General features: G+C 69.3%; 10 protein-coding genes and 1 pseudogene. 5 read left to right on the top strand and 6 right to left on the bottom strand.

From position 1 onward, the window contains the following. The first annotated feature begins 434 nt into the window (after positions 1-434). Positions 435-1,589, top strand: a complete 1,155-nt coding sequence (locus ACWGO0_RS28865) for an agmatine deiminase family protein (protein ID WP_453541280.1) — start codon at positions 435-437, stop codon at positions 1,587-1,589. 371 nt (positions 1,590-1,960) lie between these two features. Here ACWGO0_RS28865 and ACWGO0_RS28860 read toward each other — a convergent pair whose 3' ends face one another. The 3 genes and pseudogenes from ACWGO0_RS28860 to ACWGO0_RS28850 form a co-directional block, all read right to left on the bottom strand. Continuing rightward, the gene (locus ACWGO0_RS28860; RefSeq protein ID WP_453541277.1) at positions 1,961-4,645 is read right to left on the bottom strand and encodes a SpoIIE family protein phosphatase; all 2,685 of its coding nucleotides are present in this window, start codon (positions 4,643-4,645) and stop codon (positions 1,961-1,963) included. A 142-nt stretch (positions 4,646-4,787) separates the two neighbouring features. Then, complete coding sequence (locus ACWGO0_RS28855) at positions 4,788-5,333, bottom strand: thioredoxin family protein (protein WP_453541274.1); 546 nt, start codon at positions 5,331-5,333, stop codon at positions 4,788-4,790. Positions 5,334-5,693: 360 nt separating this feature from the next. After that, a pseudogene (locus tag ACWGO0_RS28850) lies at positions 5,694-5,806 on the bottom strand (IS5/IS1182 family transposase); the annotation flags it as partial. A 912-nt stretch (positions 5,807-6,718) separates the two neighbouring features. Between ACWGO0_RS28850 and ACWGO0_RS28845 the strand changes: the two are divergent. Next, the gene (locus ACWGO0_RS28845; RefSeq protein ID WP_453541271.1) at positions 6,719-8,794 is read left to right on the top strand and encodes a SpoIIE family protein phosphatase; all 2,076 of its coding nucleotides are present in this window, start codon (positions 6,719-6,721) and stop codon (positions 8,792-8,794) included. A gap of 590 nt (positions 8,795-9,384) precedes the next feature. On the opposite strand, the gene ACWGO0_RS28840 is transcribed toward ACWGO0_RS28845, so the two are convergent. Next, positions 9,385-9,900 carry a hypothetical protein gene (locus ACWGO0_RS28840; protein ID WP_453541268.1) on the bottom strand — a complete coding sequence of 172 codons (516 nt, stop codon included), beginning with the start codon at positions 9,898-9,900 and terminating at the stop codon, positions 9,385-9,387. A 61-nt stretch (positions 9,901-9,961) separates the two neighbouring features. On the opposite strand from ACWGO0_RS28840, the gene ACWGO0_RS28835 reads away from it, so the two are divergent. Both ACWGO0_RS28835 and ACWGO0_RS28830 read left to right on the top strand, forming a co-directional pair. Beyond that, on the top strand, positions 9,962-10,249 hold the full coding sequence (locus tag ACWGO0_RS28835; RefSeq protein WP_453541265.1) for a hypothetical protein: 288 nt from the start codon (positions 9,962-9,964) through the stop codon (positions 10,247-10,249). A gap of 672 nt (positions 10,250-10,921) precedes the next feature. After that, positions 10,922-11,731 carry an ArsR/SmtB family transcription factor gene (locus ACWGO0_RS28830; protein ID WP_453541262.1) on the top strand — a complete coding sequence of 270 codons (810 nt, stop codon included), beginning with the start codon at positions 10,922-10,924 and terminating at the stop codon, positions 11,729-11,731. A 150-nt stretch (positions 11,732-11,881) separates the two neighbouring features. Here the strand turns inward: ACWGO0_RS28830 and ACWGO0_RS28825 are convergent, their stop codons facing one another. Then, positions 11,882-12,394, bottom strand: coding sequence for a YbaK/EbsC family protein (locus ACWGO0_RS28825; RefSeq protein WP_453541259.1), 513 nt, complete (start codon positions 12,392-12,394; stop codon positions 11,882-11,884). Then, positions 12,364-13,293: a DMT family transporter gene (locus ACWGO0_RS28820; RefSeq protein ID WP_453541256.1), complete on the bottom strand. Its 930-nt coding sequence runs from the start codon at positions 13,291-13,293 to the stop codon at positions 12,364-12,366. Before ACWGO0_RS28820 ends, ACWGO0_RS28825 begins: the two co-directional genes overlap by 31 nt. An 80-nt stretch (positions 13,294-13,373) precedes the next feature. Here ACWGO0_RS28820 and ACWGO0_RS28815 point away from each other — a divergent pair, with 80 nt between their 5' ends. After that, the gene (locus ACWGO0_RS28815; protein ID WP_453541253.1) at positions 13,374-14,312 is read left to right on the top strand and encodes a LysR family transcriptional regulator; all 939 of its coding nucleotides are present in this window, start codon (positions 13,374-13,376) and stop codon (positions 14,310-14,312) included. The last annotated feature ends 52 nt before the right edge of the window (positions 14,313-14,364 follow it).

Raw genomic sequence — 14,364 nt, 5'->3', positions numbered from 1 at the left:
CGAAAGTGGATCTTGAGCTGTGAATGATCGTGGTTCACGGAACGGGGAGATCTCACGGATGAACAATGGGGAGCTCGATTCCACGGCGCCTCGTGGCGCACCCACCAGATACGACACGACCGCCACCTCTTACGAAGCGGCGGTCAGCTTGGCGGCGTTCCCGCTCTGGGCAAGAACCGTCTGAAGACGGGACCCAACGGCGGGCGCCCAGCACTCGGGCTGGAGTGATCGACTCTCCGGAGGTAAATGAAATTGACTGAAATTTCAGTCTATAGAGTGCTGACACGAAGACGTAACCCTTCGCGATGCCAGCGATTCATGGGCGCTACAGGCACGCCGTTCACAGCCACAGGCCGCGATCCACGCTTCTCACCTCGCGCGATGCCCATGGCCGCCTGATCCTGGTCCCGCAAGCTCACGATCGGAGACCCCCCATGCCTGACCTCCCCCCTTCTCGGCGCACGGCTCTGCGTGCGCTCGCCGGACTGGGCGCGCTCGCCCTCGCTGCCTCGGCATGCGGACCGAGCGACCCCGACCCGTCAGCGGGCTCCGCCACCGACCGCGAGGCCGCGGGCGAAGGCCTACGGATGCCCGCCGAGTGGGAAAGCCACGCACGCACCTTCATGTCGTGGCCCGCGCTGGATTCCGTCTGGGGTGAGGACCTCCCCTACGTGCGCCAGGACATCGCGCGTATCGCCCGGAGCATCGCGGATTACGAGTACGTCGTGATGATGGCCCGGCCGGACCAGCGTGCCGCGGCCCAGAAGGCGTGCGGCTCCGGTGTCGAGGTCATTTCCCTCCCCGTCGACGACCTGTGGGCCCGCGACACCGTCCCCGTGTTCGTCGAGGAGGACGGAGAGATCCTCGGGGTCGACTTCAACTTCAACGGCTGGGGAAACAAGCAGGTTCACGACAACGACGCACAGGTCGGCCGGAAGCTCCTGCGGAAGTACGGGATCCCTCGCATCGAGGCACCTCTCGTTGCCGAGGGTGGCTCCTTCGAGACGGACGGCGAGGGGACTCTCCTGATCACCGAGAGCTCGATCGTCAACGACAACCGCAACCGGGGCAAGTCCCGCGACCGGATCGAAGCCGAGCTCAAGGAGCTCCTGGGCATGGAGAAGGTGATCTGGCTGAAGGGCGTTCGCGGCGAGGACATCACCGACGCGCACGTCGACAGTCTCGTACGGTTCACGGAGCCCGGGGTGATCCTGCTGGACCGGGCGTTCCCGGGAATGCCCGCCGACTCCTGGTCACGTTCATCGGATCAGGCCATGTCCGTCCTGAGCGAGGCGACCGACGCTCAAGGCCGCGGCTTCGAGGTCATCGACCTCCCGCAGCCCGACCCCGACCTGATCACCGGCTACAGCGACGACTTCCTGTCGACGTACGCGAACTTCTACATCGGCAACGACGCGGTGTACATGCCCAAGTTCGGTGACAGGAAGGCCGACAGCCGGGCGCGGGGAATCCTGCAGGAGCACTTCCCCAAGCGGGACATCGTGCAGGTGAACGTCGACACCATCGCCACCGGAGGCGGCGGGATCCACTGCGCCACCCACGAGCAGCCCGGCAAGCCGATCGACTGACCACGATCCAAGGAGCCCTGTGCCCGAGGCCCGACGCCGGATGCCGAGCCGGAGCAGTGTGCGCGACAGCGTCTGTCACTCCGTCAGTAGAGTCAGCATGGGCTGCCGTGCGCCAGCGCCGATGGTCTCAGTCCCGGTCTCATTTCGCCGATATACAGCGCCGTTCAGACGCCCTATCCGCACCGGGCACGATGTCGAAGGGCCCCACTGTTCGCAGTGGGGCCCTTCGACGTTCTCCATCTCGGTTTCCTCTCGTTGACTCTTTCCGCCGCCCTCCGGGTTCGAACGTGGCCGCGGGTATGCCGCTGTCTGACTCAAACGGTCGCTGCCCGATGACGTTCCAACCGAGCGCGTGACTGCCACGACGACGCTCACAGGGGCGGTACGTCGTCCCACAAGGCCGGCAGCCCGGCCTCCGGGACCGGTTTCCCTGCGCCGTCCCCGTCTTCCACCGAGGTGGGGTGCAGGACCTGCTCGGCCCAGATGATCTTTCCGTCGGCCGTGTACCGCGTCCCCCACCGCTGCGCCATCTGGGCGACCAGGAACAGACCGCGCCCGCCCTCGTCCGTCGCGGCCGCCCGGCGCAGATGCGGTGAGGTGCTGCTGCCGTCGGACACCTCGCAGATCAGGCTGCGGTCATGCACCAGCCGCACCCGGATGGGCTCGGAGCCGTACCGGATGGCATTGGTGATCAGCTCGCTGAGAATGAGCTCAGTGGTGAACCCCACCACGTCCAGCCCCCAGTCCTCCAACTGCCGGGCGCATGAGGCGCGTACCCGACCGACTGCCGCGGGATCTCTCGGCACCTCCCAGTTGGCAACCTGGCCCGGGTCAAGCAGCCGGGTGCGGGCCACCAGCAGCGCGATGTCGTCGCTGCGTTCGGCGGGCAGCAGGGCGTCGACCACCGCCTGGCAGGTCGCCTCCGGGCTCCGCTCCGCCTCCGCGCCGGACAGCGCGCCGCGCAGCAGGTCGAGGCCAGTGTCGATGTCACGGTCCCGGCTCTTGATGAGCCCATCGGTGTACATGACCAGCCTGCTCCCCTCGGGCAGTTGCAGCTCCGCGGTTTCGAAGGGCAGGCCGCCCAGGCCCAGCGGCGGGGAGGCGGGGATCTCGGGGAAGTGCACAGTGCCGTCGGGGCGGACCACGGCGGGCCCCGGGTGACCGGCCCGGGTCAGGGTGCAGCGGCCGGTGACCGCGTCGTAAACGGCGTAGAGGCAGGTGGCTCCGGTGATCTGGGCGCTGTCGCCGACGGCGGGCTGGTTCTCGTCGATCCGGATGACCAGGTCGTCCAGGCCGGCCAGCAGCTCGTCGGGGGCCATGTCCAGCGCGGTGAAATTGTGGATGGCGGTGCGCAGTCGGCCCATCGTGGCGGCGGCCTGCAGACCGCGACCGGTCACATCGCCGACCACCAGGGCGACACGGGCACCCGGCAGGGGGATGACGTCGAACCAGTCGCCGCCCACCGCCTTGGCGGGCAGATAGCGGTACGCGACCTCCAGGGCGTCCTGTTCGGGCAGCCCGCGGGGCAGCAGGTTGCGCTGCAGCGTGACGGCCATGGTGTGCTCGCGGGTGAAGCGGCGGGCGTTGTCGATGCTCACCGCGGCGAGAGCGACCAGCTCCTCGGCGACGGAGACGTCCTCCTCGTCGAAGGGCTCGGGCTTTTCCGAGCGCCAGAAGGAGGCCATGCCGAGGATGATGCCGCGAGCCCGTACCGGCACGGTGATCAGGGAGTGGATGCCATAGCCGACGACCACTTCGGCCAGTGCGGGGTCGTGCTCCTGCCATCCGGAGTACGCGGGCAGCTCCGCCTCCAGCACCGACTGGCCGCTCCCGAAGCCGAACGCCTGCGGCGTGCCCGGCGCGAAGCTGATCAGCCGGCCGAGCGGATAGAGCGGGTGGTCGTCCCGGATTCCGCTGAGGGCGGTACGGCGCATTTCCAGCCCTACCGGCTCCTCGCCGCGCAGTACGGGGTCCACCAGATCGACGCTGGCGAAGTCGGAGAACCGGGGGACGGCGAGCTCCGTCAGCTCCTCGGCGGTACGCGCCACATCCAGGGTGGTGCCGATCCGCAGACCGGCGTTGTACAGCAGCTTCAGCCGCGTCCGCGCCGCCTTGGCCCGGGCGGAGAGCGCCTCCAGCTCAGTGGTGTCCCGCAGCGTCGCCACGCTGCCAGGCAGACCGCCGTAAGGGCCGGTCGGCCGGACGCTGACGGCCAGCAGCCGCTCCCCGGCCAGGTGTACCTCATCGGTGGGACTGCGCCCGGAGGTCAGTAGCGCGACGAGGCCCTCGTCCAGGCCCAGCTCGGTGATGTGGCGCCCCTCCGCATCCGCGGGCAGCTCGAGCAGCCGCTGCGTCTCGTCGTTGGCCAGCACCAGCCGGCCGTCCTCCCCGACGATGAGCACGCCCTCCCTGGCCGCGTGCAGGACCGCGTCATGGTGCTCGTACATGCGGGCCATCTCTGCGGGGTCCAGACCGTGGGTCTGCCGCCGCAGCCGCCTGCCCACCAGCGCGGAGCCGGCGGTGCCCAGAGCGAGCACGATCGCCGCGCCCCCCAGCAGGGTCGGGAGCTGTCGGTTGACCACGCCGCTCACGCTCTCGACGGTGATCCCGACACCCACCGTGCCGACGGCCGAGCCGTCCGCCGTCGTGACGGGGACCAGCGAGAGCACGGAGAGCCCCTCGGTGGTCTCGTCGATCTCCGTAAGGGCCTGCTTCGGTGGCTCGCCGCTGCCGAGGACGGGCTCCCCGATGAGGTCCGGGTCGGGGTGCGTATAGCGGATCCCCTCCGGGGAGTACGCGACGATGAGGTCCACGCCGGTCTCTATCCGGATCTGCTCGGCACGCGGCTGCAGCAGCTCGGTGGGTTCGGGGCTCGCCATGGCCGCCGCCGTCCCCGGAGCGTTCGCGAACGCCTCGGCGACGGCCATCGCCCGGTCCCGGGCCTCACGCATATTGTCGCCGCGCGCCTCCAGCACCAGCGTCCCGACAGCGGCAGCGATCAGCAGTACCACGACCACCACCTGCAGCAGCAGCACCTGGCCGGCGACACTGCGCACCCCGAGGAAGGAGCGCCGGGGACGCCCCGGGAATGGGCGGGAGGGCGGGGCCACAGAATGACCGAATCGCCTGAAAGGCCCGATCATGCCCCATTTCTACCACTCGTCGGTCAGTCATCGCTCGCCGGAAGGCGCGCGCTGGTCACGATCGCCACTTGACGGAACAGCCCATGCTCGGCCGATGCGGCTCGGGTACCGGCTCACCGGCCAGCACGTGGGTGATCGCAGCATCCAGCAGTTCACCGGTGACCGGCTTGCCGCTCCCCGGCGTGGAGTCATCCATCGCACCGCGGTAGGCCAGCCGGCGCCTGCCGTCGTAGAGGAAGAAATCCGGAGTGCAGGCGGCCTGGTAGGCACGGGCGACGGTCTGGTCGGCGTCGACCAGGTACGGGAAGGTCCACGCTGCCCGCCGGGCCTGCTCAGCCAGGCGTTCAGGCCGGTCCCCCTGATATGCGTCGGCGTCGTTGGCGCACACGCCCACCACCGCCAGGCTCGGGTACCGGGCGAGCAGGCTGCCGAGTCCGTCCTCGACATGGCGCACATAGGGACAGTGGTTGCACAGGAACGCGACCAGCAGCCCAGGCGCGTCGGCGAAGTCGTCGCGGCGGACGGTCCGGCCGGTCAGATCGGGCAGCGCGAAGTCGGGCGCCTGCATACCCAGGGGCACCATCTGTGATGAGACAGCCATATCGCCAGCCTAGGCGTCGCACCACATATGCGGGCCGGCTCGCCTCGGTCGGCGCCGTCCGTCGTTTCCACTGCCGCAGCGGAGCCCGAAAGGGGCCGACCGTCTCAATCGGCTATCTGCGGATCGGGGACGGGCGAGGCGGGCGTCGACGGGTGTTGATCGGCCGCGCGTCCACGAACGTCATGACCCATTGACGAGTCACGGTCTCGGTGTAGCAGGCGTACGTGGTAGGCGCTATGTGCAGCCGCATCCAGGCTCCGGGCCATGCAGGTCGTCGTCTCATACGGCTCAGAAGCCAGGTCGACGGAGGGCACTGGGCCACACTGGAGGGCACGGCTGAAGTCCACTTCTCGCCGAAGCGGCTTCCAAGGTTCGACGATGGTCAGCCCAATGTCGCCCCGGACCGGATCGGGCGGCATCAGCGGCTCAAGCCGGTCCCACATCGCATCAGCGATCACTAACCGGACTGACACACCCGATCAACTGACTGACCGCGGTGCTTGTCCTCATCCCGATGGGCCAAGCCGGGGCCTGCGGCGCGAAGAGCAGTCGGAGGGTGCGGGCGTCCATCTACTCCATGAGCGGGCCTCCCGCCGGCAGTCGTCCGCGAAGAGGTTCCGGTGCTCCCCCCACGCGAGGTCGACATGGACCATCTCGCCCTCGCAGAAGTAGCCGCCATCGTACGAACCCGTGCCGAAGACGAGCAGCGGCAGGATGGGGGAAAGGCCGCCGCACCTTCGCCGGAATCGCCCCGCCCTGATCTGCGGGGTTCGCGGCGCCCATCTGGGCCACGTACCGGTGAACCGTGGTCGGTTCCGGCGCCGAAACCGGCCACGAGCTGGGCATATGTGTGGCCGGTATGGCGTCGCGAACGGGAGGGCCCGATCATGGTCGCTCCAGCGGGTGCACGACGGCCTGGCCATAGGTCATGCGGTCACTGTGCCCGCGGACCTGTTCGAAGCGGTGGTGTCGTAAGGAGGATCGTGTCTGGCCCTGGGCCGGGGGGCGATCCCGGGCCGTCGGGGCGACGATGGGGTGTGTGGAGGATGCGCAGCTGCAGGCCGTTCTTGGTGAGCGGCTGCAAGAGCTGACCGCGGCGCCTTTCCTGTTCGTGGGCAGCGGGATATCGCGCCGTTGTCCGGGGCTGCCCGGCTGGGAAGAGCTGCCGGAGCAGGTCCACGGGATGTGGTCCGCCGGCTGTGCGGATCGGCGCTCCGGCGCCTGTGGGCCGGCCGGCCCCCAATCCGCTCTGACGGCCGAGATCACGTCTGACCTTGCTTCGCGGTCGCACCTGTCCCCTCGCCGCCGCCTTCGCCGCGGACCTGGTCAGCCGCAACGCAACCCGCCGGCCGACCGGGAGGGGCGGGTGCAGGATGCATGAGGGGATGCCTCTCGAGGAGCTGATCAGCGGAGCCGCCCAGGACGCCGGAGGGTGGCTGGGGGCCCTGCCGGTGGCACTGGTGGCCACCAGTGGCGAAGGAACGATCGTGCGCTGGAACCACACCGCGCAGGAACTGCTCGGCTACACCCCGCCCCAGGTACTGGGGTGGCACATCGCCGATCTGCTCCATCCCGGGGCCGACCGCAGCCTGGGCCGAGCTCTGTGGGAGACAGCCGCCACCGGGAGCGGGGTGATGGGCACTGTCACCGCCTGGCACCGGGACGGACACCCGCTGGAGCTGGAGATCTGGGCGTGCCCCGTTCTCGACCGGCGCCACGGCGCCTCGGCGGTGCTGGTCTTCGCGGCCGAAGCCCATGCGACCCGCCGCATCCGAGGGTCGTCGGCGGTATGGGACGGGTTGTTCGCGCGCTCACCGGTCGGTATCGCGGTTCTCGACACGCAGCTGCGGTTCCTGCAGGTCAATCCGGCGCTCGAAGCAATGAACGGCCTCACGGAGTCCGCTCACGTGGGCCGGCGCCTGGCCGAGATCCTGCCCGAGGTGAACGCGGGTGAGATGGAGGAGGCGATGAGTCAACTCCTGAACACCGGTGAACCGGTGCTCGGCATGCGCCGGAGGGGCCGGACGCCGGCCGACCCGGAGCACGACCGGGTGTGGTCCTGCTCGTACGCGCGCATGGAAGACCCCGGTGGCCGGGCCATCGGCGTGATCGCCTCCCTGGTCGACATCACCGAGCAGCAGCGTGACCACACCGAGGCCGAGGCCGGCCGTCGCAGGCTGGCCCTGCTCAGCGAAGCCAGCGTCCGCATCGGCGCCAGCCTCGACCTGGAGCGAACCGCCCAGGAGCTGGCCGACCTCGCCGTCCCGCACCTCGCCGACGCCGTCACCGTCGACATCCTGGACACCCTCTCCAGCGGCGACGAACCCGGCATGGGACTCGCCGGCGGCGTCGCCCTGCGGCGCCTGGGCAAAGCCCCCCTGACCGGCTCCGACGTCACCCACATCCTCGCCCCCCTCGGTAGAACCCTCAGCTTCCCCGCCTCCGCCCCCTACACCCAGGCCCTCGCCGACCGGCAGTCCTTCCTGATCCCCCGCCTCGATGAGCGTGCCATCGCCCCCGCCGCTCGCTACTCCGCCAAACCGGCCCAGTTGCTCAAGGCCGGCGTGCACTCGTTCATGATGGTCCCGCTCGTCGCCCGGGACGTGGTGCTCGGCGTCGCCGCCTTCTACCGAACGCGGCCTGCCGGCCCCTTCGGCCCGGACGACGTCACCCTCGCCGGTGAGCTCGCCGCCCGTGCGGCCATCAGCATCGACAACGCGCGCCTCTACCAGCGCGAACACGAGACCGCCGTCGTCCTCCAGCGCAGCATGCTCCCCCAGCACGTCACCCCTCCCCCCGGCATCGAGATAGCCCACCGCTACCTGCCGGCCAGCGACGTCAACGAAGTCGGCGGCGACTGGTACGACGTCCTCCCCCTCACCGGCGGCAGAGCCGCCCTCCTCATCGGAGACGTCATGGGCCACGGCATCGCCGCCGCCGCGGTCATGGGGCGGCTCTCCGCAACCGTCCGGGCCCTCGCACGCCTCGACATGCCCCCAACCGCACTGCTGCACCAACTGGAAGCCACCCTCGCCGACCTCGTCGAGCCGATGCTCGCCACCTTCCTGTACGTGGTCTGCGACCCCGCCACCGGTCGCTGCTCCATCACCCGCGCCGGGCATCCGCCACCGGCCGTGGCAGAGCCCGACGGCACTGTCTACCTGGTCAAGACCCCGCCCGGCGTCCCCCTGGGGGTCGGCGGCATCGACTTCACCACCACCGACATCACCCTGCCCCCCGGCAGCCTCCTCGTGCTCTACACCGACGGCCTGATCGAAGCCCGCAGCCGCGACATCGACGAACGACTGAACGAGCTCACCCGCCTGCTCACGGAACCCCAACGACCGCTGGACCACCTGTGCGACTCACTGATCACCCACCTGGTCCCGGCTTCCGCCGACGACGACATCGCCCTGCTCACCGCCCGCATCGGCAAGAACACGCCTCGGCCTCATCCGTAGAACAGGAGCGTGCGATGAGGTGCCTACGCCCGCGACATTCCCAGCCAGAAGTTCACGATCAGAGAGCCACCGCCGGCCGGCCGGACTGAGCTGCGCAGCACTGTCTCGCCCCCGGTCACCGACCACGGGCCGCGTGTGTGTTGGCGGCGGCTCGGCGTCCACCGCCGGATGAGAGTGAGCCGGGCGTCGGAGCGAGCGCGATACCGGGCGTACGAGCAGCTACCGGACGGCGGCGCCGAGGAGTAGCACGCCAACTACGACGCCCCGGACGACCTTGACTGCAGTTGAACTCGTGAAAGCCGTCCCGCTGTTCAGACTGCTGTGACGGCGCCGGGCCGTCTGGTGTGGATATCGGCCGCCCGGCCCGGCCACACCCACGACATCACCGCCGCCCGCTGCGACCGCACCCTGGCCCACCTGCGTGCTGCCAGCGCGGCGCCCTGGCCGGCCCAGGGTTCCTCGGCGTGGACGCCGACGCGACCTCGTCCGACAAGCAGGCGCGGCGCCTCACGCACCTTGCGAGTGTCTGGTGGATGCCGAGCAGGGCGGCACTGTGCTCACCGGTCCCGCCGCCGGGGTGCCCTCGGGCCTCACGGTTTCGTCAGGGCACCGGTCCGCAGCAGGGCCAGCCCGAGGGGGGTGATGAGGTGCAGCACGGACCTGCCTCGGCGGCTGGTGGTGATGAGGTCCGTGTTCCGCAGCACTGCCGCGTGCTGACTGGCTGCTGCGGCCGTGACGTTGAGGCGGCGGGCCAGTTCGCTCGTCGTGGAGCCTTCCGCTGTCACGTGCAGCGCGGCAGCTCGCATGCAGCCGAGCAGAGACTCCAAGTTCCGCACGGCGGAGCCGTCCGCGTCTGCCGGTCCGGTACCGGTCAGCGGCCGACGGAGAGCCGGCACGGTCAGTCGGGGTGGCTGGGCGGTATCGAGCGGGTCCCACAGAAAGCTCACCGCGTGCTTCGAGAAGACCGTGGGCGTGATGATCAGCCCCCTTCCCTGGAGACGTATCTCAACTCGGCGCGGGTAGGGAGTTTCGAGCACCGGCGGACGCCAGTTGACCAGTGGTGCGCAGATCGAACGCAGCAGCAGATCGATGCCTCCCTCCAGCACCAGGTTCGCGCAACGGGTGGACAGCGCGACCAGTTCGCCAGTAGGGCTCCACGGTCAGCCGATGGCAGGCGCGCACGGCCTCGGCGAGCTCCCGCCGCGCGTCGCGGTCGCCCTCGGACACCCGCCTGGCCCATGGCAGGTGTCCGGGGCGCAAGTCGAGACCCTCGAACTCCCGCCGCAGCCGGGACACCGGGGCGTGCAGCAGGTTGTCCACGGCGTGGTCCAGAGAGGGCACATCGCCCATCAGGGCCAGCAGATCAAGGCCGCGCGCACCGGAACCAGGGACGTCAGGGGGCGCGTGTCCGCTCCCATCCGGCCCGCGACCGCTGACCGCCACGAGCGGAAGTGAGGAAGCTCCCGATTCTCTCTCAGCAGCTCCAGGCTGTAGTAGACCTCCGCCGCGACGCCGATCGTTGCGGCCACCCGTGTCCGGGCGAGATCGTCCGCCGTGAAGTGAATGCGTAACACCGACCGGCCTCCTGCCACCGAAGTAGAGCGCGTGAGCGCACCCCCAGCATGCCCCAACCCGCCGCGCCCGATCCGGCATTCAGACGTGGGCCCGCGCCCGCCGACTGACTGCGCATGCGCGCCCGTAGACCGGTTCGTGCGACGGATCGGGTCCGCCCCGGCATGACTCGGATCAGCTGACATCTCGGTCTTCTTCGGCGGCTTCGTCACCGGGCCCGACCGCGGCTCGGACAACGGCCTGTGGGCGGGCACACCGGTACCCCGTGATTTCGAAGTGGCCCTCCTTGATGCCGGTGGCCGGCAGATGCACACCCGCCCCGATCGCGGCAGTACTGGCCATCGGGGCGGCGCGAGGGCCCCAGGCGGCGGGGCTGGTCCAGGTGCAGCGGCTGACGGTGTCGGAGAAGATCTGGCGGCGTCCGCTGTCGTCCTCGGCGTCGAAGACCCGGATCAGCCGCTGGAGAGGGCCGAGCGGCTCCGCCCTTTGACATGCAGCCTAGTGGCTGCCTATCGTAATAGGCAGTTGAACGGCTGCATATTGGAGAGGTCGGAGATGGACGAGGTCTTCAAGGCGCTGGCCGACGCCGGTCGCCGCCGGCTGTTGGACAGCCTCAACGCCCGCAACGGGCAGACGCTGCGGGAGCTGTGCGCCGAACTGGAGATGACACGCCAGTCGGTCAGCAAGCACCTGTCCCTGCTCGAGTCGGCCAACCTGATCACCACCGCCCGGCGGGGCCGCGAAAAGCTGCACTACCTCAACGTCGAGCCGATCAACGCCATCACGGATCGATGGATCAGCCGCTACGACCGTGCGCGAGCGCATGCGCTCGCCGACCTGAAGAATGCACTGGAGAATCCCCCCATGGACAGCAACACCTTCGTCTACACCACCTACATCAAGACCACCCCGGAGAAGCTCTGGCAGGGCTTGACCGACCCGGCCTTCACCAGCCGCTACTGGGGCCTGGAGTTCGGCACCGACTGGCAGCCCGGCTCGCCCATGACCTGGACCGAGCGCGGGAACGAGATCGCCCACCCCCAGCAGGTCGTCCTCGAATCCGACCCGTACCGCCGACTGTCCTACACCTGGCACACCTTCACTTCCGAATGGGCGCAGACCGTCGGAGTGGACGAGAAGATCCGGGCCGAACTCGCCAGCGAGCCGAGGACGAAGGTGACCTTCGACCTCGAGCCGCTGGATGACATGGTGAAGCTGACCGTCGTCCACGACGGCTTCGGGCCCGGCAGCACGCTCCGAGAGATGATCAAGGAAGGCTGGCCCGCCCTCGTGGCAAGCCTCAAGACGCTGCTGGAGACCGGTGAGGCGCTCCCCGAGCCCAAGCCCGCCGGCCAGGACGGCTGAGCCCGGCCCGACGATGACTGATGAGCAGGTGCGTCAAGCCCGCGACGCCGTTCGCAGCTGGTGACACGGCTCTTACCGGCACCCTCCTTTGGCTCTGTTCAGCCTGCGGGCGCCGTCGTCCACCGGCTCCGGGATCAGGTAGTGGTGCGTTCATGCCGGTCGAGGTCGTGGGCTGCGGTAGGTGCCGGGCCGGCGATGTGTTCGATGCGCGGCTGGGCGAGCAGTGCGTAGTCGGCACCTGAAATGGCGGTCGAGGCGGGCGGCGTTGAAGTAGAGCTGCGTTCGGGCGACCACTTCGGGGTCAGTCACGAGTTCGAGGTCGGGGTCGAATGCGAAGGGGAGAACAGTGCCGGGGACAGCGTGGGCCAACCGTTCTGCGGTTGCCGGGTCGCTGAATCCGACGTACCTGGCGTTGAAAAGCGCGCGGACGGCGTCGAGGTCGACGCGTCGGTCTCCGGGGACGACGGCGAGTACGTGACACGTGGTTCGCCGGTCGATCTTGACTCTGAGGATGATGCACTTCGCGGCGTGGGACACGGGGTGTCCGCGCAGGGCGCTGACCGAGTCCGTGGTGCCGTCCGGTTTGTGATCGATGAGCCGGTAGGGGGTCCGGGTGGTGTCGAACAGATCGATCAGGCGCTGGTAGGTGTCGATGTCCGGCATGCTGTGTCTTCCTTCGCAGTGGGCGGTGTGATGGTGCGGTGGGTACGTTCGATGGCCTGCCCCCAGTACGTTCCGGCGATCATCAGTGCGGCGCCGAGGGATGCCCACACGGTGAGCCGTTCGCCGCCGAGGCCGATCCCGATGGCGACGGCCCAGATCGGTTCGGTGCCCAGCAGCAGGCTGGCCCGGCTGGCCGAGGTCTGCTGCACGGCCCAGGTCTGGGCGAGGAAGGCGAACACGCTGCAGAACAGGGCGAGATGGATCAGCTGGGACCACGTACTCGCGCTGCTGTGGCCCAGGTCGGACAGGTGGGGTATCGCGAGGGGCAGGAACAGTGCCGTGCCGAAGACGGTCTGGACGGTCGTGAGGTGGAGCGAGTCCATGCGGCGGCCGGCGGTGAGCCGGCCGACGAGCGCGACGTGTCCTGCCCGTACCACTGCGGCGGCGAGTACCAGGGCGTCTCCGAACCGTGGCGCGTGCAGTCCAGTGCTGGAGGTGAGCAGTCCGACGGCGAGAACACACAGGCCCGCGGCGAGAAAGAACGCCGGGGGGAGCTTGCGGCCCCCGCTGCGGTCCAGCAGGGGGGTGAGCACGATGGTGAGGCTGATGATCAGTCCGGCGTTGGCGGCGCTCGTGTGCGCCACCCCGTAGGTCTCCAGCACGAGTACGGCAGCCTGGGTGACCCCCAGGAGCGATCCGGTGCGGACTTCGTCGAGGGTCCAGCCCCGGCGGCGCGCGGCAACCAGGGCGCCGCAGGCGAGAGCGGAGATGGCATACCGGGCGAACAGCACCGCCAGGACCGGGAGCGCGACGGTGGCCGTCTTGGCTGCCAGATAGCTGGACCCCCAGACGAGCGCGACCAGGAGAAGTACCGCATCGGTGCGGCGGGCAACGAGCATGTCTCCACGCTGCCCGAGCAGCATGTTGAAGACAACAGCCAACCTCTTCAACAAACCTGTAGTAGCCCTACACTGACAGGATGGATGAGCGACAGCTGCGGATCTTGCGGGAACTGGGAGAACTGGGGAGCGTCACCGCAGCCGCGGAGGCGCTGCACGTGACACCGTCCGCGATCTCCCAACAGCTGCGGCTGCTGCAGCGTTCGGTTCCGGTCCCGCTGACTGAACGCGCCGGCCGCAGGGTGGTGCTGACAGACGCCGGGAAGGCTCTGGCTGCTGCGGCCATCGAGGTGGAGAGGGCTCTGGCCGTGGCCCGCCGCACCGTCACTGACTTCACGGAACAACCGGACGGTGAGGTATCGGTGGCCGCGTTCCACAGTGCGGCCTCGGCGTTCTGGCCGCTTCTGCTGCGCGGCCTCACCGGCCCCGGCAGCCCTCGCCTGACTCTCGCCGACGAAGATGTCGCCCAGCACCGCTTCCCCGCCCTTACCCGTGACTACGACCTCGTGCTCGCACACCGACTTGACCACGGACCGCCGTGGCCACCCACCGTGATCGCCACCACTCTGCTCCACGAACCTCTCGACGTCGCCCTACCGGCCGGTCACCCGCTGGCCTCCAAGACGCAGCTCTCGCCCCGAGATGTGGCAGACCAGCCTTGGATCACCGTCCACGACGGTTTCCCGCTGATGGCCACCATCGAGGCCATCGCCAGCGTCGCCAACCGCCGGCTCGACATCGTCCACCGCATCAACGAATTCGCGGTGGTCGCCGAGGCCGTGGCCGTCGGCGGCGGCCTGGCACTCATGCCGCGCTGGACCGCCCGTCCGCACCCCGACGTTGTGCTCAGACCGCTGAGCGGAGTCCACGCCCTGCGCCACATCGATGTACTCCACCGGCCCGAGCGCACCGCACGAAAGGCCATCCGAACGGTCCTTGTCGAACTGCACCGCGCCGCCTCAGCGATCCAAGGCCGCCAGCACAGCACGCCCCAGCAGGATGCCCACGACGACGCCTGACCATGATCGGCAACTTGGGTTGTGTGGCTCAGGCGTGCACGCGCGGGCCTGT

This window comes from Streptomyces sp. NPDC055749 (assembly GCF_053617235.1).
This window is presented reverse-complemented; position numbering and strand designations above follow the sequence as displayed.